Source organism: Streptomyces sp. GbtcB6, assembly GCF_019091475.1.
Taxonomy (GTDB): Bacteria; Actinomycetota; Actinomycetes; order Streptomycetales; family Streptomycetaceae; genus Streptomyces; species Streptomyces hyaluromycini.
In genome coordinates this window covers 297,763-321,520 of record NZ_JAGXJL010000008.1, presented here as the reverse complement: position 1 = coordinate 321,520, position 23,758 = coordinate 297,763, and the positions used below count along the sequence as shown (strand labels likewise).

Here is a 23,758-nt window from a genome sequence, read left to right as displayed (position 1 = left end):
GCATGGTGAGGGAAATAACAGGGGCTTGGCAGATGGCAATTCACAGCGCGTCCGCATGAATGGAATGGGTCCCCTCCGGCTATGGCAACACCCCCGTCCGACGAGCCGCCGACACCGCCTCCCCCCGGGTGTGCGCGCCCAGCTTCCGCATCGCCGAGCGCAGGTAGCCCTTGACCGTCTCGGGCCGCAGCCCCAGCCGCTCGGCCACCGCCGCGTTGGTCGCCCCGGCCGCCACCCACGCCAGCACATCCAGTTCCCGGGGCGCCAGCACCGCTTCGGCCTCCGGTGCCGGTGCGGTCAACAGGCCGCAGGCGGCGAGCAGTTCGGCGCGCAGCTCCGGGTCGGCGATCCGCGGCGCCAGGGCCCGCAGCGCGGCATGAGCCTCCCGCACCTGCTCCCAGGCGGCCCCCGGATCCGGTACGACGGCGGGTTCCGGCCGCGCCGCCGCCAGCAGCCCCCTGGCCTCGTCCTGCACGACCAGCGCCTGCTCCACGTCCCGGGCCGCCGCCACCGCCGCGCCCAGCGTGCGGTCGCCCAGCGGCTGGGCGGTGCGCAGCGCGCCGTACAGCACGCCCCGCACCCGGCGCCGTACCACCACCGGTACCGCGAGCACCGAGCGGAGGCCCTCGGCCGCCACCGGGATGTCGTACTCGTGGCTGATCCGCCGTGAGGCCGAGTAGTCGATGACCGCGCAGGGGCGGGCCAGGGCCACCGCCTTGCCGCCCAGGCCGTTCCCGGAGGTGACCGCGAGCGAGCGCAGGGACGCCGTGTTGGTGCCGGTCAGTTCACTGATCCGGACCTGTGTCCGGCCCGCCTCGACCAGCCCGCCGAAGGCGATCGGCAGCCCGGTGGTGCGCCGGAGTCTGGACAGCGCACCGCGAATCTCCACCGCCCCCGCGACCTCTGCTGCCACCTGTCCTGCCCCTTCGACCCCGGCCTTGTGCTGTCCACACCCCCGTTCGGGGGTAGTGAGACCTGCATCACGGATTACACGATGCCAGAGAGCCGCCCGGCAATGGTCCGGTACTGAAGGAGACGCGTATGACGAGTGCGACGGAGGACTTCCGGAGGGCACGGGACTTCCTGCTGGAAAACCGTGCGGACTACGCCACCGCCTACGAGGGTTTCGCCTGGCCGCGTCCGGACCACTTCAACTGGGCGCTGGACTGGTTCGACGTCATCGCCGAGGGCAACGACCGCACCGCCCTGCACATCGTCGAGGAGGACGGCGGCGAGACGAAGCTGTCCTTCGCCGAGCTGTCCGAGCGCTCCGACCGGGTCGCGAACCACCTGCGCGCGCGAGGCGTCGAGCCGGAGGACCGCATCCTGGTCATGCTCGGCAACCAGGCCGAGCTGTGGGAGATCGCGCTGGCCGCGATGAAGCTCCGGGCCGTGGTCATCCCGGCCACTCCGCTGCTCGGCCCGGCCGACCTGCGCGACCGGGTCGACCGGGGCCGGGTGAAGCACGTGATCGTGCGCGCGGAGGACGCCGCGAAGTTCACCGAGGTGCCGGGAACGTACACCCGGATCACGGTCGGCGGCCTGCCGCCGGCGGAGGCCGGAGCCTGGGAGCCGTACGAGGACGCCTACACCGCTTCCGCCGAGTTCGTGCCCGACGGGCCCACCCTGGCGGACGACCCGCTGATGCTCTACTTCACCTCGGGCACCACCGCCCGCCCCAAGCTGGTCGAGCACACCCACACCTCGTACCCGATCGGGCACCTGGCGACCATGTACTGGATCGGCCTCAAGCCCGGTGACGTGCACCTGAACATCTCCTCGCCGGGCTGGGCGAAGCACGCGTGGTCGAACCTGTTCGCGCCGTGGAACGCGGAGGCGACGGTCTTCATCCACAACTACTCGCGGTTCGACGCGGGCCGGCTGATGGCGGAGATGGACCGGCACGGGGTGACGTCCTTCTGTGCCCCGCCGACGGTGTGGCGGATGCTGATCCAGGCCGATCTGACGCAGTTGCGGACGCCGCCGCGTGAGGTGGTGGCGGCGGGTGAGCCGCTCAATCCCGAGGTGATCGAACAGGTGCGGCGGGCCTGGCACGTCACCATCCGGGACGGGTTCGGGCAGACGGAGACGGCCGTGCAGGTCTCCAACAGCCCCGGCCAGCCGCTGAAGACCGGGTCGATGGGCCGCCCCAGCCCGGGATACACGGTGGAACTGCTGGATCCGGTGTCGGGTGCGCCCGGTGCGACGGAGGGCGAGATCGCCCTCGACCTGTCGGTGCTGCCAGTCGGCCTGATGACCGGCTACCACGGGGATGCGGACCGTACGGCGGAGGCGATGGCCGGGGGCTATTACCGCACCGGGGACATCGGCTCCCGCGACGAGGACGGCTACATCACGTACGTCGGCCGTGCGGACGATGTGTTCAAGGCGTCGGACTACAAGATCAGTCCGTTCGAGCTGGAGAGTGCGTTGCTGGAGCACGAGGCGGTGGCGGAGGCGGCCGTCGTGCCGGCGCCGGACGAGCTGCGGCTCGCCGTACCCAAGGCGTACGTCGTCCTTGCGGCGGGCTGGGAGGCGGGTCCGGACACGGCGAAGGTGCTGTTCGGGCACTCGCGTCGGGTTCTCGCGCCGTACAAGCGGATCCGGCGGCTGGAGTTCGCCCCGCTGCCCAAGACCGTGTCCGGGAAGATCCGGCGGATCGAGCTGCGCGAGGCCACGGCCGCCGGCTCGGCCGGCGAGTACCGCGAGGAGGACTTCCGGTGAGCTCGTCGTACACACACGGCACGAGCGGCACCACGCTGCTCGGCGACACCATCGGGGCCAACCTGGACCGGGCCGTCGCGGCCTGGCCGGACCGCGAGGCGCTGGTGGACGTACCGACCGGCAGGCGCTGGACGTACGCCGAATTCGCCGCCGACGTGGACCGGTTGGCATACGCGCTGCTCGCGAGCGGGGTCGCCAAGGGCGACCGGGTGGGCATCTGGGCGGTCAACTGCGCCGAATGGGTCCTGGTGCAGTACGCCACCGCCCGGATCGGCGCGATCATGGTCAACATCAACCCGGCCTACCGCACCCACGAGGTCGAGTACGTCCTCAACCAGGCCGGGATCTCCGTGCTGTTCGCCTCGCTCCGGCACAAGACCAGCGACTACCGGGCGATGGTGGAGGAAGTACGGGGCAGGTGCCCCGAGTTGCGGGAGACCGTGTACATCGGCGACCCGAGCTGGGCGGCGCTGACCGCCCGCGGAACAGCCGACAGGGCCTCCGAACTGGCGGCCCGCATCGCCGAGTTGTCCTGCGACGACCCCATCAACATCCAGTACACCTCGGGCACCACCGGCTTCCCGAAGGGGGCCACCCTCTCCCATCACAACATCCTCAACAACGGCTATTTCGTCGGAGAGTTGATCGCTTACAGCGAGCAGGACCGGATCTGCATCCCGGTCCCCTTCTACCACTGCTTCGGCATGGTGATGGGCAACCTGGCCGCCACCTCGCACGGCGCCTGCATGGTGATCCCGGCCCCGTCCTTCGAGCCGAAGGCCACCCTGGAGGCGGTCCAGCAGGAGCGCTGCACCTCGCTGTACGGCGTCCCGACCATGTTCATCGCGGAGCTGAACCTCGCCGACTTCGCGTCGTACGACCTCTCCACGCTGCGCACCGGCATCATGGCGGGCTCGCCCTGCCCGGTGGAGGTGATGAAGCGGGTGGTCGCGGAGATGCACATGGCGGAGGTCTCCATCTGCTACGGCATGACGGAGACGTCCCCGGTCTCGCTCCAGACCCGGATCGAGGACGACCTGGAACACCGCACGGGCACGGTCGGCCGGGTGCTGCCGCACCTGGAGGTCAAGGTCGTCGACCCGGCCACCGCGGTCACCCAACCCCGCGGCGTCGCAGGCGAGTTGTGCACCCGTGGCTACAGCGTGATGCTCGGCTACTGGAACGAGCCCGAGAAGACGGCGGAGGCCGTCGACCCCGGGCGCTGGATGCACACCGGCGACCTGGCGATGATGCGTGACGACGGGTACGTCGAGATCGTCGGCCGCATCAAGGACATGATCATCCGGGGCGGCGAGAACATCTACCCGCGCGAGATCGAGGAGTTCCTCTACGCCCACCCCAAGATCCGGGACGTCCAGGTGGTCGGGGTGCCGCACGAGAGGTACGGCGAGGAGGTCCTGGCCTGCGTCATCCCGCACGACCCGGCCGACCCGCCGACCCTGGAGGAACTGCGCACCTTCTGCGAGGGCCGCCTGGCCCACTACAAGGTGCCGAGCCGACTCCAGATCCTGGCCGACTTCCCGATGACGGTGTCGGGAAAGGTCCGCAAGATCGAACTGAGGGAGACCTATAGCGCCCTGTAAGGGGCAGCGCCCCGCAAGGGGCGCGGGGCCGTATCGATATGCGGCCCCGCCGCGTGGGCGCGACCAGCCCCCACCGGGCCCGCAGGTGATCACCGACCTGGGCCGTGCAGTTCATCGGCGTAACCATTCACCGGCTGCGGCGTCCCCGTGAAGTCCAGCACGAACAACGGCACCCCCAAAGCGTCGGCCCGCTCACGCGCCTCCTCGGCGTACCCCGCAAGGGAGAAGTAGACGCACCCCGAGTCCTCCGTCATCGCCGTCAGCCACAGGCACTCCACGTCCCGCAGCGAGGCCGGCTGCACGGTCGGGTCCACCTGGGCCACCAGCCCCCGGGCGGCGAGGCCGATGCCGGACGGCGGCCGCTGGTCGGCGCGGCGGATGTCCCGGTAGCCGAGCCAGCGCAGATACAGCGCGGCCGCGGTGACCGCGTCGCGGGCGGTGCGGATCGTCACGGGATGGAACGCGGTCCGGGGCTCGGGGGCCGGCGGGGCCGCCGACCGGGTGCCGGCGACCGCTATGCGCAGCACCGCCCCGCACGGGCAGCCCAGCTCCGGCTGCGGCCACTGGTCCCGGCGGCCGCAGGAGCCGCAGCTCACCGTCACCCAGTCGGCGTCCCAGGCGCGGTGCGCCACCGGCGTCGGCTCGGCCGTGTCGTCCAGGCTCGGGGTGACCGGCGCGCCGCAGGCGCAGGGGTACGACGGCGCGGTGTAGACGTGCTCGCGCCGACAGGCCGGACAGCGCACCGGCACGCTCTCGGACATGGCCCCACCTCAGGCGTCGCGTCGCTTCAGCCGTCCCATGGTGCTCCCGCCGGGGCCCGGTTGTCCGTCCCTTGACGACGTTCGTCCCCGCACCTACATTGATTTCAGATAGTAGAAGTTAGTTTCCGTAATACGGAATTATGCTCACCGCGGGGCGCGACGGGGGCAGGCATCCGACAGCCGAAAGCAGGAGTTCTCGATGGCTCGTATGACCGCTGCCCGCGCGGCAGTTGAGATCCTCAAGCGCGAGGGCGTCACCGATGCGTTCGGTGTGCCCGGCGCGGCGATCAACCCCTTCTACGCGGCGCTCAAGGCCTCCGGCGGCATCCATCACACCCTCGCCCGTCATGTCGAGGGCGCCTCGCACATGGCCGAGGGCTACACCCGCACGCACCCCGGCAACATCGGCGTCTGCATCGGCACCTCCGGCCCGGCCGGCACCGACATGATCACCGGCCTGTACTCGGCCACCGGCGACTCCGTCCCGATCCTCTGCATCACCGGCCAGGCCCCGACCGCGGTGATCCACAAGGAGGACTTCCAGGCCGTCGACATCGCCTCGATCGCGGGGCCGGTCACGAAGATGGCGGTGACCGTGCTGGAGGCGGCCCAGGTCCCGGGCGTCTTCCAGCAGGCCTTCCACCTGATGCGCTCCGGCCGGCCGGGCCCGGTCCTGATCGACCTGCCGATCGACGTGCAGCTCACCGAGATCGAGTTCGACCCGGAGACGTACGCACCGCTCCCGGTCTACAAGCCCGCCGCCACCCGCGCCCAGATCGAGAAGGCGATCAGGATGCTGAACGCGTCCGAGCGCCCGCTGATCGTCGCCGGCGGCGGGATCATCAACGCGGACGCCGCCGAACTCCTCGTCGAGTTCGCCGAGTTGACGGGTACTCCGGTCGTCCCGACCCTGATGGGCTGGGGAGTGCTCCCCGACGACCACGAACTGAACGCCGGCCTGGTGGGCCTGCAGACCTCGCACCGCTACGGCAACGCGACCTTCCTGGAGTCCGACTTCGTCCTCGGCATCGGCAACCGCTGGGCCAACCGCCACACCGGCAGGCTGGACGTCTACACGGCCGGCCGCGCCTTTGTCCACGTCGACATCGAGCCCACCCAGATCGGCAGGATCTTCGCCCCCGACTACGGCATCGCGTCCGACGCGAAGGCGGCCCTGGAGCTGTTCGTCCGGGTGGCAAGGGAGCTGAAGGCGGCGGGCGGCCTCCCCGACCGCTCGGAGTGGGCGGCCGCGGCACAGGAGAAGAAGGCGACCCTCCAGCGCCGTACGCACTTCGACGACATCCCGATCAAGCCGCAGCGCGTCTACGAGGAGATGAACAAGGCCTTCGGCCCGGAGACCCGGTACGTCTCCACGATCGGCCTCTCGCAGATCGCCGGCGCCCAGATGCTGCACGTCTTCAGGCCCAGGCACTGGATCAACTGCGGCCAGGCGGGCCCCCTCGGCTGGACGATCCCGGCCGCGCTGGGCGTCGCCAAGGCGGACCCGGAGGCGTCCGTCGTCGCCCTCTCGGGCGACTACGACTTCCAGTTCATGATCGAGGAGCTGGCGGTCGGCGCGCAGCACAAGATCCCGTACGTCCACGTCCTCGTCAACAACTCCTACCTGGGCCTGATCCGTCAGGCGCAGCGGGCGTTCGACATCGACTTCCAGGTCAATCTGGAGTTCGAGAACATCAACTCGCCCGAGCTGGGCGTCTACGGCGTCGACCACGTCAAGGTCGCCGAGGGCCTGGGGTGCAAGGCGATCCGGGTGACGGACCCGGCGGAGCTGGGCGCCGCCTTCGAGGAGGCCAAGAAGCTGGCCGCCGAGCACCGGGTGCCGGTCGTCGTGGAGGCGATCCTGGAGCGGGTCACCAACATCTCCATGTCGACCACCAACGACATCTCGAACGTCGTCGAGTTCGAGGAGATCGCGACCGAGCCGGGGCATGCCCCGACGTCGATCAGGACGCTGAAGGTCTGAGCCGGCGCAGACGAGAGCGGGCGGCCCGTCCGGGGGGACGGGTCGCCCGCTTCGTGCTGTCGGTCACTCGGTGCCCGCCGCCCCCGTGCCGGCGGGCACCGTGTGACGTGAATATGCCCCCTGACTGGGGCGGTTGAAGCGTGCTGAACAGAGTTCAGAGCTTTATTTGAGGATCGGCCGGCGCATTCGTACCGGTGCGTCAGCTTTCGGGGTGCTCGCTCAGTCCCGGCCAGTCGTCCGGGCCGCCGCCCTGCCACTCGATGAGGTCGCTCTCCTCGACCTCGATCCGGTCCAGGTCGGCCATCCGCAGGATCTCGATCACGTCGTCGAGGTGGGAGGCGATCCCGAGGGTCACGTCGCCCTCGGTGACCCGCCGGGAGCCGTCCAGGGCCGGTGCGTGCACGACGATGTGCGGAAACTCCGTCGGTGGATGTGCTGTCATGCCTCAAGGCTCCTGCGGCGGGCGCGGAAACGCACGCCGAAGCGCCGGACGCGGGCGGTTCCGCGTCCGGCGCTTCGGCCAGTCCGTGAGGCTCTCCTCGGCTGTGGCCGTCCGACGGCGCGAGGCTGGGCGCGACAGGACGTTCGCGCCGCCGGACGGGGCTGGGGGAGTGTGGCTGGGACCGCGGCGGGTGCGACGGAACCGGGGGCGTTCCTCCCTCTGGTCGGGAAGAGCGCCCGGTTCCTTCACCACCGCACTGGCTCGCACGCCGCCGCGGTCCTCGCCCCGCCCGCGCACCGACACCGACCGGCCACCCCTCATCCGGGCCGTTCGGCCGCCGCGGGCCGTCTGCGGGCTCAGTCCTCGCGCAGGGCGCGGACCGCCTCCGCCACGCGCCTGCCGTACTCCGGGTCGGCGGCGTGGAAGTGGGCCAGGTTCTTCTCGATCACGTCGTCACGGGAGACCTGGGAGAGGCCGCCGGCGATGTTGGCGACCAGCCGCCGCCTCTCCTCCTCGGACATCAGGCGGTACAGCTCGCCCGCCTGCGAGAAGTCGTCGTCCTTGGTGTGCAGCGGGGCCTCGTGGGTGCCCGTGTGGCCGGTCACGGCGAGCGGGGCCGACAGCGGGCGGCCGGTCTCCACCGGGCCGTCGTAGGAGTTCGGCTCGTAGTTCCTGGCGTGCCGGCCCTGGGGGTTGGCGGCCATGAGGCCGTCCCGGCCGTAGTTCTGCGCGGTCGTCGCCCTCGGGGCGTTGACGGCCAGCTGGGTGTGGTTGACGCCCAGGCGGTAGCGGTGCGCGTCCGCGTAGGCGAACAGCCGGCCCTGGAGCATCTTGTCGGGGGAGGGGCCGATGCCGGGGACGAAGTTGTTCGGCGAGAACGCGGCCTGCTCGACCTCGGCGAAGACGTTGTCCGGGTTGCGGTCCAGGACCAGGCGGCCCACCCGCTGGAGCGGGAAGTCGCGGTGCGGCCAGACCTTGGTCAGGTCGAAGGGGTTGAAGCGGTAGTCCGCCGCCTCCGCCGCGGGCATGATCTGGACGTAGAGGGTCCAGGAGGGGTTGACGCCCCGCTCGATCGCCTGGAGCAGGTCCGTCTGGTGCGAGGCCGGGTCCTTGCCGGCCAGTTCGGCGGCCTGCTCGGCGGACAGGCTGCGCACGCCCTGGTTGGTCTTGAAGTGGTACTTGACGAAGAAGGCCTCGCCCTCGGCGTTCGTCCACTGGTAGGTGTGCGAGCCGTAGCCGTTCATGTGGCGGTACGACGCCGGGATGCCGCGGTCGCCCATCAGCCAGGTCACCTGGTGCGTGGCCTCGGGGCTGTGCGCCCAGAAGTCCCAGACGTTGTCCGGTTCCTGACGGCCCGTGAAGGGGTCGCGCTTCTGCGAGTGGATGAAGTCCGGGAACTTGAGCGGGTCCTTGATGAAGAACACCGGGGTGTTGTTCCCGACGAGGTCGTAATTGCCCTCTTCCGTATAGAACTTGACGGCGAAGCCGCGCGGGTCGCGGACGGCGTCGGCGCCGCCGAGGGAGTCGGCGACCGTCGAGAACCGCAGGAAGACCCCGGTGCGCCGGCCGACCGCGCTCAGGAAGTCGGCGTGGGTGAAGCCGGTGACGTCGTCGGTGACCTCGAAGTAGCCGTAGGCGCCGCTGCCGCGTGCGTGCACCACGCGCTCCGGGATCCGCTCGCGGTTGAAGCGCGCGAGCTTCTCCAGGAGGTGCTGGTCCTGGAGGAGGAGCGGGCCGCCGACGCCGGCGGAGGCGGAGTTCTGGTTGTCGGCGACCGGGGCGCCGGACTCGGTGGTGAGCACGCGCTTCGACATCGTGGGCCTTCCGTGCGGGTGTCAGCGGAAATTCATTTCCGCTTCGTGGAGCCTTCGAGGAGCCTAGGATCGGGTCGACCTGGGAGTCAACAGTTTGTTGAAGTGGTTTCCGGGCGGCGCCGGCGCCTGGGCGCGACAGGACAGTTGTCGGCGCCGGCGCCGCCCGGAAGTCATGGGGACCGGCTCAGACCTGGGCGCCGGACAGGCGCTCCACCGAGCGCAGCAGTGCGGAGTGGTCCAGGCCGCCGTCGCCCTGCGCGCGCAGGGAGGCGACCAGCTGCGCCACCACGGCACCGACCGGCAGGGCGGCGCCGACGTTGCGGGCCGCGTCCGTCACGATGCCCATGTCCTTGTGGTGCAGGTCGATCCGGAAGCCCGGCCTGAAGTCGCGGTTCAGGAAGTTGTCCTTCTTCCGCGTCAGCACGGTCGAGCCGGCCAGGCCGCCGTTCAGCACGTCCAGCGCGGCCGCCAGGTCCACGCCGGACTTCTCCAGGAAGACCACGGCCTCGGCGCACGCCTGGATGTTCACGGCGACGATCAGCTGGTTGGCGGCCTTCACGGTCTGGCCGGAGCCGTGCGGACCGCACAGCACGATGGTCCTGCCCAGCGCCTCGAAGATCGGCTTCGCGCTGTCGAAGTCGGCCTGCTCGCCGCCGACCATGATGGACAGCACGGCCTCGACGGCCCCGGCCTCGCCGCCGGAGACGGGCGCGTCGAGCACGCGGATGCCCTTGTCCCGCGCCGCCTTCGCCAGATCGACGGAGGTCTGCGGGGTGATGGACGACATGTCGATCAGCAGCGTGCCGGACCCGGCGTTGTCGAGGATGCCGTCCGGGCCGTAGGCGATGGCCTCGACCTGCGGCGACGCGGGCACCATCGTGATGACCACGTCGGCGTCCCGCACGGCCTCGGCGATCGAGGCGGCCGCGGTGCCGCCGGCGGCGGCCAGCCGGTCCAGCTTGTCCTGCTCCAGCGTGAAGCCGGTGACGTCGTAACCCGCCTTGATCAGGTTCTCGGACATGGGGGAGCCCATGATGCCGAGGCCTATCCAGGCGATCTTGGGGAGTGTGCTGCTCATAGGGGGTGCCTCTCTGGATACGTCGATCGCACAGCCCGTCCGGCGCTTGAGGACGAGGCCGAAGGCCGAAGCGGGGGTCTGGGGGCGGCAGCCCCCAGGGGCGGTCACATCAACGGGCGGCGCGCTGTTCCACCGGCAGCCAGCCGAAAGCTTCGGCGCTCGGCGAAGCCCCCGCCTTGTACTCCAGGCCCACCCAGCCGTCGTACCCGGCCTTCCGCAACCCGTCGAGGAGGTCCGCCAGCGGCAGCGATCCCGTGCCCGGGGCGCCTCGGCCCGGGTTGTCGGCGATCTGGACGTGGCCCGTCTTCGGCGTGTACCGCGCGATCACCGATGGCAGGTCCTCGCCGTTCATGGACAGGTGGTAGAGGTCCATCAGAAAGCGTGCGTTGCCGAGTCCGGTGGCCTCGTTGACCTTGTCGACGACCTCGACGGCGGCCGGTGCCGACACCAGCGGATACCGCGGCGACTCGGGCTTGTTCAGCGCCTCGACCAGCAGGATCGCGCCGATCCGGTCGGCCGCGCGCGCCGCGAGTGCCAGGTTCTCCAGCGCCAGGGCGTCCTGCTCGGCGGGGTCCACGCCGTCGACGCGGTTGCCGTACAGCGCGTTGAGGGCCGTGCAGCCGAGCGACTCCGCGAAGCCGGCCGCGACGTCGATGTTGGCGCGGAACCGCTCCGACTCCGCGCCCGGGACCGACAGGGCGCCCCGGTCGGGGCCGGGGAGCTGCCCGGCGTAGAAGTTCAGGCCGGTCAGCCGGACGCCCGCGTCCTCGATCGCCTTCTTGAGCGCGTCGAGCTCGGACCGGTCGGGGGTGGGGGAGTCGACCCACGGCCACCACAGCTCGACCGCCGTGAAGCCGGCCGCGGCGGCGGCCGCCGGGCGCTCCAGGAGCGGGAGTTCCGTGAAGAGGATCGACAGGTTGACGTTGAAGCGCTGCTCTGCAGCTGTGCCCGATTCAAAACCTGGCATGGGGGTCGGCGCTCCCTTCCGCTGTCTATATTTCCGTATTACGGAATTTGGTTTCTGCTTAATGGAAGACTGCCTGTGACCGGGGAGAGCTGTCAAGAGCGCCCGCGCAAAACCGGCGCCCTACCCTGAAGACATGGCTCGGTCCAACGACGAGGTGGCCACGCTGCTCCAGGAGTACGCGGACCTGATCTCGATCACCGGCGGAGACGCGTTCAAGGCGCGGGTCTACGAGAAGGCCGCCCGGTCCGTCGGCGGCCACCACGCGGATGTCTCCACCCTCGACCTCAAGGGGTTGCAGGAGATCCCGAACGTCGGGAAGTCGATCGCCCAGAAGGTCCGCGAGTACTTCGACAGCGGCGGGGTGGCCGCCGTCGAGGAGCTGCGGGCGAAGATCCCGGACGGAGTCCGGAGGCTGACGGCCATCCCCACCCTCGGCCCGAAGAAGGCCATGGCGGTCTACCAGGAACTGGGCGTCTCGTCCGTGGAGGAGCTCGCGGACGCCATCCACGACGAACGGCTGCGCGACCTCAAGGGCTTCGGGCCGAAGACGGAGGAGAACATCCTCCACGGCATCGAACTGCTCCGGTCCTCCGGCGGACGGGTGCAGATCGACGTGGCCATGGAGCTGGCCGAGGACATCGTCGGCGCGCTCTGCGCGGTGACCGGCTGCGAGCGGTGCACGTACGCCGGCTCACTGCGCCGGATGCGCGAGACGATCGGCGACATCGACATCCTCGCGGCGGCGACGAAACCGCTGCCGCTCATGCGGGCGTTCACCGGGCTGCCGTACGTCACCGAGGTCATCGGGCAGGGCGAGAAGAAGACCTCCGTACGCACCAGCAGGGGCCTCAACGTCGACCTGCGCGTCGTACCGCCCGACTCCTGGGGCGCGGCCCTCCAGTACTTCACCGGCTCGAAGGCCCACAACATCCGCACCCGGGAGATCGCGGTGCACCAGAAGCTCAAGCTCTCCGAATACGGGCTCTTCGATGTCGAGAGCGGCGAGAGGATCGTCTCCGGGACCGAGGAGGAGGTGTACGCCCGGCTCGGCCTGCCGTGGATCCCGCCGACGCTGCGCGAGGACCGCGGGGAGATCGAGGCCGGGCAGCGCGACGAACTGCCCGGACTGGTCACCGAGGCCGACCTCCGGGGTGACCTGCACACCCACACCGACCTCACGGACGGGCTCGCCCCGCTGGAGGAGATGGCCGAGGCGGCCGCCGCACGCGGCTACGCCTACTACGCGATCACCGACCACGCGCCCGACCTGGTCATGCAGCGCATGACCGACGAGCGGATGCTGGCCCAGCGGGAGCGGGTGCGCGAGCTGGACGGCACGTACCCCGTCAAGGGCCGGCGCGGCGGCCTGCGGCTGCTGCACGGCACCGAGCTGAACATCGGCCCGGAGGGCGAGGTGGACTGGCCGGACGACTTCCTCGCCGGGTTCGACCTGTGCGTGGCCTCCGTGCACTCGCACTTCAACCAGAGCCGCGAGGCGCTGACCCGGCGGCTGGTGCGGGCCTGCGAGAACCCGTACGTCAACGTCATCGGCCACCCCACCACCCGCCTCATCGGCAAGCGCCCCGGCATCGACGCCGACCTCGACGCGGTCTTCGCCGCCTGCGCCCGCACCGGTACGGCCCTGGAGGTCAACGCCCACCCGCACCGCCTCGACCTGCGCGACGAGGACATCCTGCGGGCCCGCCGGCACGGCGTGAAGTTCGCCGTGAACAGCGACGCCCACGCCGTCCCGCACCTCGCCAACATGCGCTATGGCATCGGCACCGCCCAGCGCGGCTGGCTCACCAAGGACGACGTGATCAACACCTGGCCGGAGCGGCGGTTGCGGGGTTTCCTGCGCAAGAGCCGGTGAGACCCGGCCGGTGCGGCAACCCCACGGTTCTGGGGCAAACACCTCACTACACGGAACTTCCGCCTCTACAGTGGTCGTCCCGGGCCTCAGCCGCGGCCGAGCGCCCGACCGGAACGGGGGAGGGGGAGTTCCTGTGCGGGACGACGTACGTTCGGCGCCGGAGCCCGGTTTACGTCATGTGTCAGCGTTACAGGTGTTCAGTTCGGAGCACCTGACCCTGCTGTACGACGCGGGTGTGGTGGAGACCTGGCAGCACGGCGACGTGCTTCTGCGCCAGGGAGAACGAGGCGACCGGGCGATCCTGTTGCGCAAGGGCGTCGTGAAGGTCGTGTCCGAGTCCGTGGGGGGCTACACCAGCCTGCTCGCCTTCAGGGGAGCCGGGGAACTGGTGGGCGAACTCGCCTGCATCGACGGTGGAACACGCTCGGCCTCGGTGATCGCGACACAGGACGGGCACGGGGTCTCGGTGTCCGGCAGCAGGTTCGCCGCACTGCTGCGCGCCAACGGCGACCTCGGCCTCGCGGTGCTCCGGAGCGTCAGCGCACGGCTGCGGCACGCCGACGGCCAGCGTGAGGCGCTGGGGGCCGAGCCCGCCGCGACACGGGTGGCACGGCTGCTCGTCGAGATGGCCGGCCGGTACGGCGTGGACGCGTCGGCCTGGGCCCCGACGGCCCGGTCGGTACGCATCACCCAGTACGAGTTGGCGAGCGCGGTGGGCACGTCGCGGGAGTCCGTCGTGCGGACCCTGCGCGAACTGCAGGCCTGTGAACTGGTCGCAACCCGCAGAGGCGTCATCGTGGTCCTGGACCCCGCCTCGCTCGCCACCTGGGAATCGGATCGTCCCTGACCGACGCCAACTGCTCTCCAGTGGGTCATTTGATGCGGAAGAGAGGGCAGGGCGTCGGCTTATCTGGGGTGCGGCGGTCGTCGGAGCACGACCGGGGGAAGCCCGGCGGCCGCTGTCCCACGCAAACGAAGGAGAGGTGCATCCGGCATGGACGGCAAACCGCGCTATTACCTCATCGTGGTCATCGACATAGAGCGATTCGGCCGCCGCACGGACCCCATGCAGCGATGGCTGAGGGAACAGCTCTACGCCATCCTCGACAAGGCGCTGGAGCAGGCGGGGATCGGCACCGACGACGTGGCGGTCACGAGCGACCGGGGAGACGGCTGCTTCCTCCTGTTGCGTCCGTCCGTCTCCAAACTCGACCTGACCACCAGGTTCTTGGACGCCCTGCAGACCGGTCTGCGCGGTCACGCCCAGCGCGGCAACGAGGAGACCGCCTTGCGGGTGCGCGTCGCGCTGCACGCCGGCGAGGTGTCGGAGGACAGGCGCGGCTGGGTGGGCGAAGCGCTCAACACCGCCTGCCGGCTCGTCGACCTGGACGCGCTGCGGACCACCCTCGCGGCGGCCTCCCGTTCCGGCCTGGCGCTGGCCGTGTCCGAGGACTGGCACGCCGCGGTCGTCCGCCACGACTACCCCGAGCTTCCGGCGTCCGGTTTCCGTGAACTGCCGTTCGTGGCCAAGGAGATCACCTCGCACGCCTGGTTGCGCGTCCCCGGCTACGACGAACCCCCGGGGCTGGGCGCTGCGGCCCCGGCCGCCGAGCGCCCGACGCCGTCCGCACCCCGTCCCGCCACGGACACCCCCGCCACGCACGCGTCGGCCGCGGACTCCGCGTCCGCCGCCGCGACCCCGGGCCCCGCGGCTCCGGCCCCTCCGGCGGGCGGCAACCACGGTCCCTTCGCGGGCGCGGTCTTCCACAACCCGGGCCGGGTGTACGGCGGGAACCACTACGAAGGCGTCACGCCGGACGAGGCGCACGCCGACCCCGCCCGGAACGGGGACGGCGCATGACGGAGGAATCCGCCCAGGGCTCCGCCCGGAACGGCCCGGAGAACACCTCGCCCGCCCAGGAGGGCGAGGTCCCGTCCCCGGTGTCCGCCGGTCCGGCGGACACCCCGGAGCTCGGCGTCGAGGACATCCGCCGGGCCCTGTCGGCACGCGCGGCCCAGCCCGGCTCGACGGACGAACGCCTCGACGCGGGACGCGACGCGCGTTCCTACCTCTCGCGCTTCGCGCAGTCGCGGATCACCGGTGAACGGGTGTACGGCGGAGATCACATCGAGGTGCTCCTCGGCCAGGGCCGCCGCTCCGTCCGCGCCTACCAGCTGTCGGCCCAGGACATCGACCTCGTCTCCTCGGCGTTCCTGCCTCCGGCCTCCTACGGCGCCCTCCTGCGCGACAGCGAGCCCTTCCGCGTGGTGCTGCTCAGCGGTGCCCAGGGCCACGGAAAGTACGCGGTGGCACAACGGCTGCTGCTGGAACGCGGGCACGCCACCCTGCAGTGCCTGGAGCCGGACGCCGACCTGACACGACTCGAAGAGGCGTCGCTGCGGCCCGGTCACGGTTACCTGCTCCAGGAGCTCAGCCCCGGCGGCACCGCCCCTGCGCTCACCGGCTTCGAACTCCAGCGCCTCAACTCGGTGATGCGCGCCCGGGACTGCCGCCTGGTCATCACCCTGCGCGACGGTGCGCGAACGGCGGATCCCGAACTCGGCAAGCAGACCTTCCCGGTGAGCGGGCCGCCCGCACCGTGGGACGTCTTCGAGAGACACCTGCGCTGGTGGCTCGGCCCGCAGCGGACGAGACGGGCGGAGGAACTGCTCCGCGCGCCGGAGACGGCCGCGCTCTTCACCGAGCCGCAGTCGGTCGGCACGTCGCTCGCCAGGGCGGCCGAGAACGCCCGTCTGCTCTCCGAGTCGTCGGCCGCACCGGCAGACGCCGTACGCCAGGTCAGGGAACACGGCTCGCTGCGCGACGCCCAGGAGTTCGAGAAATGGTTCGACGGCCTGGACGACCTTCCCACGCAGTGCGTCGCCGTCGCCACGGCGGTCTTCGGCGGAGAGGCCTACGAGACGGTGTCCGCGCTGGCCACCTCGCTCGGCCGGCGGCTCCAGCCGCCGCCCACCGCCGAACACCCCGAACGACCCCGCAACGAGGCGGTCACCGCGACCCGCGCGACGCGGCTGCGCCGGCTCAACGCCTCGCTCGTCGGAGCACAGGTCGCGTCCCGGCACGGTGGCGCCCCCGCGAAGGTGGTGCGCTTCGACGACTCCCGGATGGCGAGCCGTCTCCTGCAGAACGTGTGGGAGGAGTACGACGTCCTGCGCCACCAGCTGCCGGGCTGGTTGAAGGACTGCGCGGGCCATGAACTGGCCACCGTCCGGACCAGGGCGGCGGTCGCCGTCGGGTTCCTGGCCGAGCTGTCCTTCGACAGTCTGCGCACGGGTGTCCTGCAGCCTTGGGCCAGGAGCCCCGCGCGAGCGCTGCGCGAGGCCGCCGCGACGGCCCTGGTCATCGCCGCCGAGAATCCCGAACTAGCCTCACCGGTAAGGGATTTGATCCAGGCGTGGGCAGGCGGTGACGCGGTTCTGCGGGCCACGGCGGCGCGCGCCTGGACCGCCCTCGGGCGCTCCGACGCCGGCAACGCCGGTGAGGCCGTAGCCCTCCTCGACGCGCTCGCCGCCACCGACAGCGCGGAGATCATCGAGGCGATCTGCCTGGGGGTCACCGAGTCGCTCGCCGCGCCGGACGGCCATGAGGCGCGCGACGCCCTCCACCTGCTCCGGCACTGGATCTCCCGGCGTGACGCACAGCGCCGGACCGTCGGGGAGCTGTCCTTCCTCTTCGCGGCGGCCGACCTCCTGGAGGACATGCCGGCACGCGGCGGCGAGCCGCGCCGCCGGTGGCCCAAGCTGCTGGCGCTGGCCACCCGTGACCCCGTGCGCCAGCGGGACATCGCGCTGCTCTGGGACGCGGTCCTCCAGTCCCCCGAGACCTACGAGGCGGCCACCCAGGTCCTCACGGAATGGGCCCGCATGGTGGACCCCGACCCCTCGGGCCGCCGCGCGCTGGCCCGGCTGCTGCACGCGGCGGCACCGACCGACCGCAGCAGACGCTTCCTGCTGCGCCATGTCTCCACCTGGAGCACACCCGACAGCCGCGCCGCCCGCAGCGCCGGGCAGATCCTGAGCCACTTCGACAGCAAAGGCAGCACACCATGACCATGTCCGATCCCGAGCAGCTGATCGCGGGTCCGTGGCCCGCCGGGATGGTGAACCGGGGGGAGACACCGCGGCCGGGGACGGCCCTCGTGTTCTCGCTCGACACCGGCGAACCCGTCGTAGTGGACCGCAAGCCGTCCTTCTTCGAGTCGTCGCGGTTCCACTACCGCTACGAGGTGGACACCACCGACCACCACACCAACTGGCAGGGCACCCTGCCCAGCCGGACCAGGGGATTCGACTTCCAGGCCGAGATCAGCACGGCCTGGCGGGTCAGTTCGCCGGACGTGGTGGTGAAACGCCGCCTCACCACCGTGGCCACGGCGGAGTCGCTGGTGCGGGGCGTGCTCAACGACCTGCTGCGCCCGCTCACGCGGGGGTTCGACATCGAGGACGTCGCCCGCGCGGAGGACTCGGCGAACCGCTCCCTCCGCAGCCGTGAACACCCCTTCGACGCCGGGCTGACGGTCTTCGCCTGCGCGGTCCGGCTCGGTCTGGACGAGACCGCCGAACGCCAGCTGCGCCAGCACCGCGATCTGGCCTGGCAGCGGGAGCATGCCGAGCTCACCCACCAGGTCAACCGGGTCCAGACCGAGGGCGAGCAGCAGCTGACCTCGCTGATGGAGGAGCACGAGGCACGACGCGTCCGGCAGCGGACCGCGGCGCTGCAGGCCGCCCAGCAGGGCGAGGGAGGACTCCTGATGCACCTCGTCGCCCAGGACCCCAGCCAGTTGCGCAGCATCCTCCAGGAGATCGCGGCCAGACAGGACATGGCACTGGAGCGGAAACAGACTCTGCTGCGGGACCTCAAGGGCGACCTGCATCCCGCCGAGTACGCCGAGTGGGTCCAACGGTTCATGGGCGAGCCGCTCCCCTACGCCGGCCCCGCGCTGGGCGGCGGGACTCCCTCACCCCTTCCCCGGCCCCACACCCCCGCGTCTCTGGGAGCGGAGAACGGCGCGACCGGTACGTCCCGACCGGAGCCCGCCACGGGCACCGGCGGTCCGCGGCCGGAGGAACCGGGAAGCGGAGTCGTCAGCTGGAAACCGGTCGGCGGACGACGTGCCCAGGCCCACGGCGACCCGCACCGGGGCGAGGAGGACGACAAGGGATGAACCAGGATCCCCCCGGTCACGACTACGGCCACGAGCAGGGATACGCGTACCCCTACGACCGCGCCAGGCCGCAGGGCCCGAAGTCCGCAAGGCGCGGGCCCGGCAGGTTGCCGGGCGGAGCGCCGGCGGGCACGCCGGGCGGACAGCCGCCCGGTGATCACCGCGGCACGTCCGCAGGACGCTGGCGTCCCGCCGGTGTCATCGGCTGGAGCATGGCACTGCTGGCACTGCTGGTGGGCACTCTGGGAGGAATCATGGCAGGGCCCTACGGCGCGACTGCCGGGTTGGTCGTGGGAGCGATCGCCGGCTTCCTCGCGGGGGAGGCGGTCATGGCGGTCACCTCGCGCAAGCAGGACGAGCAGACGATGCCGGGAGGTGCCGCCGACGGTCCGCGGCAGGGCACCGGCCCCGCCGCGGCCCCCTCGCCCCATGCCCCGGCCTCGTGGCACAGCACCCCTGTCCCGGCCTCGTGGAACAGCACGACCACCCCGGCCGCGTGGCAGAGCCCCCCTTCCCCCGCGGACGAGCGTCCGCCCACGGCCGGTCCCGTCGGCGCGGAGGAACGGGTTGCGGCAACGCGGCCTGTGGCGGAGCCGGCGGTCCCGGCGGTCCCCGCGGTGAGGAAGCGCGTCCCGTCCGGGGCGGCGTGGGCCTGCCCGCCGCCCCCGGTGATGTACCAGCCGTCCCGCCTCGCCGAGTTGCCCTGGCGGCTGCCGCAGCAGCCGGCGCCGCCGGGCATGGCGGCCGACTCCGCGCGGGTGGGCGATCTGGAGGTCCGCGCCGCCTCGGTGGTGGGACCCGGGCACCGGATCGACGAGACCGGTGCCGGCCCCCGCCAGGACTCGTACCGCATCGGCCGGGACGCCGCCGCACGCCATCTGGTCGTCGCGGTCGCGGACGGCATGTCCGACAGCAGCCACTCCGACGCCGCGGCCGCCGTTGCCACCCTCTCCCTCGTCAACTCCCTGCGGCGCCAGCTCGACGAGGGTGTACCGCCGTTCCACCTCGATCACGGCAGCGCCTTTCTGGAGGCGGCGCAACACGTCCACACCCACGCCAGGCAGCGCCAGTGGTCCGCCGACAGCGTGCGCACCGTCGCCGTGGCGGCCGTCGTGCCCACCGGCGCGGCTCCCGACGGCGACCGCGACGTCTGGATCGCCGGACTCGGCGACACCAGCGCCTGGGCACGCGGGCCGCACCGCTGGACCCAGTTGCTGGGCGAAAAGGAACAGGGGCCCGACGCCGGACGGCTCCGCACCTATCTGCCGCACACTCCCGAGGCCGTCGAACGCCGGCACGTCTCCCTCGGCCCCGGCCAGGCGCTGGCCCTGACCACCGACGGGGTGGGCGACGTGCTCGCGGAACTGCCGCAGGCGCACGACTGGTTCCACCACCACTGGGCCGCCCCGGTCACCGCTCTGGACCTGTTGCTGCACATCAGTTACGACTCCCACCAGCGAAACGACGACCGGACCGCCGTCGTCGTCTGGACCCCGTCCGCGGACGGAGGGCGGCGATGAGCACCTGGTCGGACAACCCCTTCCCGGACGACATCCCGTTGTCCTCGGTGAAACTCGCCGGAGAGAACCTGGGCGGAGGCGGCCAGGCGCACACGGTGGAGCGCCTTTCGGACCGTCCCGGCTGGGTCGCCAAGCTGTACAAGGCGCCCATGACCCCGGCGGAGGCGGTCACGCTCGGGCGACTCGTAGCGCTGCCGCACTCGATGACCGAGGCGGACCTGGAGACGCTGGACCGCAGCGCGGCCTGGCCGGTCTCCCGCATCACGGACGGGGACCGGACGGTCGGCGTCGTCATGGCCGAGGCGCCGGCACGCTTCTACGTGCCGTTCAATCTCCGTGGCGGGCGGCGCAGCGGGCCACGGGAACTCCAGCTCGACCATCTGGTCAAGGACTCGGCCTACCTCACGGACATCGGTGTACGCCCGCCCACGCGTCAGCGCAGGCTGGAGATCGCCTGCCGGTTCCTGGAGCTGGGCGCCGTCCTGGAACGGCACGACGTCGTCTACGGCGACTGGTCCTACCGGAACGCGCTGTGGGACCAGGACAGCGACTCGGTGTACCTGCTCGACATGGACTCCTGCGGCATAGGCACCCGGTCGTGGATCGCATCGCCCGACTGGAGCGATCCGGCGTTCCCCGAGGGCACCCCGCTGACCGTCCCGACCGACCGGTACCGGATGGCCCTGCTCACCCTGCGCTGCATCACCGGTGCGCGGGGCGAACCGCTGGAGAATCTCAGCAGACTGGAGCGCGACTGGCCGGCGGGCGACACCTTCCCCGGGCTGCTCCGGCAGGCACTCGACCGCGGCGATCTCCGGAACCGTCCGCGGACGGCGACGCTCCTGAAGGCGTTGCGGAGTCCGGGCGGCAACGGGGCCCAGACGGACGTCACGCCGGGCAGCAATGTCACCGGCTTCCGCCCGGTACGCCACCGCCCGGCCGAGAAGACCGCCGGCGGGACGGCCCGTACGGCCGAGCCGCGCACCCGAGGTCCGGCGCCGCAACCGGCCGCCACCACCGCTCCCGGGCCGGGATCTCGCCCGTCACCGGCGGGGGACCGCAAGGGCGCGGGTCAGTTCATCGGCTGTTGCATCGCCCTGGCCCTGCTCGCGCTGGTCGTCGTCCTCTTCATCCTCTGGGCGTGACCCGTCCCGCGACCGCGCCCCGTCACCAGGCAACTCGAAAAGGATCACCATGAGTTACGCACCGTCGTCCGGCCTGCCCATGTACGTGGTGCTGGACACCTCGGGCTCCATGCAGAAGTCCGAGCACCTGCTCAACCAGACGCTGGAGACGATCTACGACACCATCGACACGACGCCGCAGGTCAAGGAGTTCGTCCACCTGTCCGTGCTGTCGTTCAACAGCCGGCCCCATGTCGTCACCCAGATGACGGACTTCGACGACGTGAACCACCTGCCCACGGTCACGTGTTCCGGACGCACCAACTTCGGCCCCATGTTCCAGCTGGTGCGCACGCGGATCGAGGCGGATGTGCCCGCCCTGGTCGACAAGGGAGTCCGGGTGCTGCGGCCCGTCGTCTTCATCCTCACGGACGGCATTCCCACGGACAAGGAGGATCTGCCGAACGACCCCTGGGAGAACCATCTGGACGACCTGCTGGACCCCCAGTGGAAGACCAGGCCCCACATCATCGCCTACGGCTTCGGCAACGCCCGCGAACAGGTGATCAAGAGGATCGCCACCGTCGCGGCCTTCGTGGCGGAGAACTCGGACGACAACACGTCGGCCCTGCGGAACGCGCTGATCAGCTTCCTGCACTCCATGGTCGCTTCCGCCGCCAGCCGCAGGCTCGAGGTCCCGGAACAGGTCAAGGGCTACCGAACGGTCCCCCTGGACTACGTGGACTGATCGACCCCCGTGGTTCCGGCGCGTCGCTCGCCGACGGTGCCGGACCCCGCACTCTGCGGAGTCCTTGCGGATCAAGGCTGATCGCCGCGGACGAGTCCGTTAAGGTCGTGTCGGAGCGACAGACCGGGGTGGCGGTGGACCGCGTGTTCGGCCCGTTGGCGGGCGTATGTGCCCCGGATGTGCCCTCTCGGTCGGAAGAGTGAGAGAACGCGCAGATCAGAGCCGTGTCATGGGGGCGCAATGCGATTGAAAGTGGAGTTCACCACCGAGCCCTTCGACCTCGACGAGGCCCCCGCGCACGCGCTGGTCGCGCGTGAGGTCATCGAGGCGGCCGAGCTGGACGCGGTGGACGTCGGGCCGTTCGGGAACACGGCGGAGGGCGGCTCCGACGCCGTGCTCGGTGCCGTGGACGCGCTGCTGCGCAGGGCGCTGGAGGCCGGGGCCACCCGGATCTCGCTCCAGGTCAACGTGGTGGGGGAGGGTGACGACAAGTGACCGGAAACGCGGACGAGCCCTTCATCACCGCCGTGAAGCCGCTGGTCGACGCCATGGGCGGGGAGATGCTCCCACCCGACGAGGCCGGCCCCGACGACGTCGTGCTCGCCTGGGAGGGCGTCGACGTGGTCGCCGTACGGCTGCCGCAGCTCGCGGACTCCCTCGATCACATCCTGGCCGCCATGGAGCGCAGGCAGGGCAAGCCGCTGGCCGACCTGGACCGCAAGGCGAAGCAGGAGGTCGTGCGCATACTGGAGGCGCGGGGCGCCTTCTCCGTACGGCACGGCGTGGAGACCGTGGCGAGCGCGCTCGGGGTGAGCCGCTTCACCGTCTACAACTACCTCAACCGCGAGAAGGAGAACTGACCCGCGGGGGTGTGTCCGGGGTGTGTCCGGGTGCGCCCGGGGGTTGTTACGCGGAATTTTCAACAAAGTGTTGACGTCGAGTTCCGGAGGGCGTTAGCTAACGGCAGCCCGTTCAGCACGAAGGCCACCCACGGCCACGGAGGCTCCCGTGACGTCGACTTCCACGCCCCCGGGCCTGGCCCGGTTCAACGACCTGGAGGAGCACGCGGCCCTCGCCGCCCTCCACGAGGCGTGTGCCTCCACGGCATGGGCCCGGCGCCTGCTCGCCGCCCGCCCCTATGCCACCCCGGAGGCCCTCTACACCGCCGGCGACGCCGCCATGGCCGAGCTGAGCACGGCGGACCTGGCCGAGGCCATGGCCGGGCACCCGCCGATCGGCCGCCCCAAGCCGGGCGACCCCACCTCGGCCCGGGAGCAGTCCGGCATGGCCGGTGCCGCGGAGGGCCTCAAGGCGGAGATGCTCGAACTCAACCTGGCCTACCAGGAGCGGTTCGGCCATGTCTTCCTGATCTGTGCCACCGGCCGCAGCGGCGAGGAGATGCGGGACGCGGTCAAGGAGCGGATCGGCAACCCGCCCGAGCGGGAGCGGGAGATCGTCCGCGCCGAGCTGGGCAAGATCAACCGCATCCGGCTGGCCCGACTCGTCGAAGAGGACGCCTGACACCATGAGCACCAGCACCACCGCCTCCGTGTCCACCCACATCCTGGACACCAGCGTCGGCCGCCCCGCCGGGGGCGTCGCCGTCCGGCTCTCCGCCCGCCCCGGCCGGGAAGCGGACTGGCAGGCGCTCGGCGGCTCCGCGACCGACGCGGACGGCCGGTGCAAGGACCTGCCGGCGCTGCCGGAGGGCACCACACACGTACGGCTCGACTTCGCCGTAGAGCCGTATTTCGAGAAGTTCGCGAAGAAGCAAGCCGATGCGCAGCAGGACGCCCCCGCGAATCGGGACAGCGGACCGGCCGTGTTCTTCCCGGAAGTGGCGATCACGTTCGCCGTCGTACCGGGCGAGCACTACCACGTACCGCTGCTGCTCAACCCGTTCGGCTACTCCGTTTACCGAGGGAGCTAGCTA

Annotated in this window: 21 protein-coding genes; 15 read left to right on the top strand and 6 right to left on the bottom strand. The window is 71.1% G+C overall.

Translation table 11 applies throughout. The features are described from left to right. Positions 1 to 79: 79 nt before the first annotated feature. Positions 80 to 913 carry a helix-turn-helix transcriptional regulator gene (locus tag KVT45_RS16845; protein WP_217548219.1) on the bottom strand — a complete coding sequence of 278 codons (834 nt, stop codon included), beginning with the start codon at positions 911 to 913 and terminating at the stop codon, positions 80 to 82. 128 nt (positions 914 to 1,041) lie between these two features. Between KVT45_RS16845 and KVT45_RS16840 the strand changes: the two genes are divergently transcribed. Further along, positions 1,042 to 2,724, top strand: coding sequence for an AMP-binding protein (locus tag KVT45_RS16840; RefSeq protein WP_217548217.1), 1,683 nt, complete (start codon positions 1,042 to 1,044; stop codon positions 2,722 to 2,724). Continuing rightward, the gene (locus KVT45_RS16835) at positions 2,721 to 4,328 is read left to right on the top strand and encodes an AMP-binding protein (protein ID WP_217548216.1); all 1,608 of its coding nucleotides are present in this window, start codon (positions 2,721 to 2,723) and stop codon (positions 4,326 to 4,328) included. The genes KVT45_RS16840 and KVT45_RS16835 overlap by 4 nt, the downstream gene beginning before the upstream one ends. A gap of 89 nt (positions 4,329 to 4,417) precedes the next feature. Here the strand turns inward: KVT45_RS16835 and KVT45_RS16830 are convergent, their stop codons facing one another. Continuing rightward, positions 4,418 to 5,089, bottom strand: a complete 672-nt coding sequence (locus tag KVT45_RS16830) for a hypothetical protein (protein WP_217548214.1) — start codon at positions 5,087 to 5,089, stop codon at positions 4,418 to 4,420. 199 nt (positions 5,090 to 5,288) lie between these two features. Between KVT45_RS16830 and gcl the strand changes: the two genes are divergently transcribed. Next, positions 5,289 to 7,073: a glyoxylate carboligase gene (gcl, locus tag KVT45_RS16825; protein ID WP_217548212.1), complete on the top strand. Its 1,785-nt coding sequence runs from the start codon at positions 5,289 to 5,291 to the stop codon at positions 7,071 to 7,073. 199 nt (positions 7,074 to 7,272) lie between these two features. Here the strand turns inward: gcl and KVT45_RS16820 are convergent, their stop codons facing one another. The 4 genes from KVT45_RS16820 to KVT45_RS16805 form a co-directional block, all read right to left on the bottom strand. After that, positions 7,273 to 7,515: a hypothetical protein gene (locus KVT45_RS16820; RefSeq protein ID WP_217548210.1), complete on the bottom strand. Its 243-nt coding sequence runs from the start codon at positions 7,513 to 7,515 to the stop codon at positions 7,273 to 7,275. A gap of 356 nt (positions 7,516 to 7,871) precedes the next feature. Further along, on the bottom strand, positions 7,872 to 9,329 hold the full coding sequence (locus KVT45_RS16815; RefSeq protein WP_217548208.1) for a catalase: 1,458 nt from the start codon (positions 9,327 to 9,329) through the stop codon (positions 7,872 to 7,874). A gap of 184 nt (positions 9,330 to 9,513) precedes the next feature. Next, on the bottom strand, positions 9,514 to 10,407 hold the full coding sequence (locus KVT45_RS16810) for a 2-hydroxy-3-oxopropionate reductase (RefSeq protein WP_217548206.1): 894 nt from the start codon (positions 10,405 to 10,407) through the stop codon (positions 9,514 to 9,516). Positions 10,408 to 10,516: 109 nt separating this feature from the next. Then, positions 10,517 to 11,374 carry a TIM barrel protein gene (locus tag KVT45_RS16805; protein ID WP_217548204.1) on the bottom strand — a complete coding sequence of 286 codons (858 nt, stop codon included), beginning with the start codon at positions 11,372 to 11,374 and terminating at the stop codon, positions 10,517 to 10,519. Between the two features lie 133 nt (positions 11,375 to 11,507). On the opposite strand from KVT45_RS16805, the gene polX reads away from it, so the two are divergent. The 12 genes from polX (at position 11,508) to uraH (ending at position 23,755) form a co-directional block, all read left to right on the top strand. After that, a complete protein-coding gene (polX, locus tag KVT45_RS16800; RefSeq protein ID WP_217548202.1) occupies positions 11,508 to 13,247 on the top strand; it encodes a DNA polymerase/3'-5' exonuclease PolX in 1,740 nt (579 codons plus the stop codon). Between the two features lie 193 nt (positions 13,248 to 13,440). Continuing rightward, complete coding sequence (locus KVT45_RS16795; RefSeq protein WP_217548201.1) at positions 13,441 to 14,094, top strand: Crp/Fnr family transcriptional regulator; 654 nt, start codon at positions 13,441 to 13,443, stop codon at positions 14,092 to 14,094. Between the two features lie 147 nt (positions 14,095 to 14,241). Then, on the top strand, positions 14,242 to 15,108 hold the full coding sequence (locus KVT45_RS16790) for a hypothetical protein (RefSeq protein ID WP_217548199.1): 867 nt from the start codon (positions 14,242 to 14,244) through the stop codon (positions 15,106 to 15,108). Beyond that, positions 15,105 to 17,318: a hypothetical protein gene (locus KVT45_RS16785; RefSeq protein WP_217548197.1), complete on the top strand. Its 2,214-nt coding sequence runs from the start codon at positions 15,105 to 15,107 to the stop codon at positions 17,316 to 17,318. Before KVT45_RS16790 ends, KVT45_RS16785 begins: the two co-directional genes overlap by 4 nt. Continuing rightward, positions 17,315 to 18,433, top strand: a complete 1,119-nt coding sequence (locus KVT45_RS16780; protein WP_217548195.1) for a hypothetical protein — start codon at positions 17,315 to 17,317, stop codon at positions 18,431 to 18,433. Before KVT45_RS16785 ends, KVT45_RS16780 begins: the two co-directional genes overlap by 4 nt. After that, positions 18,430 to 19,953 carry a protein phosphatase 2C domain-containing protein gene (locus tag KVT45_RS16775; RefSeq protein WP_217548194.1) on the top strand — a complete coding sequence of 508 codons (1,524 nt, stop codon included), beginning with the start codon at positions 18,430 to 18,432 and terminating at the stop codon, positions 19,951 to 19,953. Before KVT45_RS16780 ends, KVT45_RS16775 begins: the two co-directional genes overlap by 4 nt. Further along, the gene (locus KVT45_RS16770) at positions 19,950 to 21,098 is read left to right on the top strand and encodes a hypothetical protein (protein ID WP_217548192.1); all 1,149 of its coding nucleotides are present in this window, start codon (positions 19,950 to 19,952) and stop codon (positions 21,096 to 21,098) included. The genes KVT45_RS16775 and KVT45_RS16770 overlap by 4 nt, the downstream gene beginning before the upstream one ends. Before the next feature lie 49 nt (positions 21,099 to 21,147). Continuing rightward, positions 21,148 to 21,825 (top strand): VWA domain-containing protein, encoded by a 678-nt coding sequence (locus tag KVT45_RS16765; RefSeq protein WP_217548190.1) that lies wholly within the window; start codon positions 21,148 to 21,150, stop codon positions 21,823 to 21,825. Positions 21,826 to 22,065: 240 nt separating this feature from the next. Then, complete coding sequence (locus tag KVT45_RS16760) at positions 22,066 to 22,320, top strand: hypothetical protein (protein WP_217548189.1); 255 nt, start codon at positions 22,066 to 22,068, stop codon at positions 22,318 to 22,320. Continuing rightward, on the top strand, positions 22,317 to 22,685 hold the full coding sequence (locus KVT45_RS16755) for a helix-turn-helix domain-containing protein (RefSeq protein WP_217548187.1): 369 nt from the start codon (positions 22,317 to 22,319) through the stop codon (positions 22,683 to 22,685). Before KVT45_RS16760 ends, KVT45_RS16755 begins: the two co-directional genes overlap by 4 nt. 148 nt (positions 22,686 to 22,833) lie before the next feature. Then, positions 22,834 to 23,346: a 2-oxo-4-hydroxy-4-carboxy-5-ureidoimidazoline decarboxylase gene (gene uraD / locus KVT45_RS16750; RefSeq protein WP_217548185.1), complete on the top strand. Its 513-nt coding sequence runs from the start codon at positions 22,834 to 22,836 to the stop codon at positions 23,344 to 23,346. A gap of 4 nt (positions 23,347 to 23,350) precedes the next feature. After that, positions 23,351 to 23,755: a hydroxyisourate hydrolase gene (uraH, locus tag KVT45_RS16745; protein WP_217548184.1), complete on the top strand. Its 405-nt coding sequence runs from the start codon at positions 23,351 to 23,353 to the stop codon at positions 23,753 to 23,755. The last annotated feature ends 3 nt before the right edge of the window (positions 23,756 to 23,758 follow it).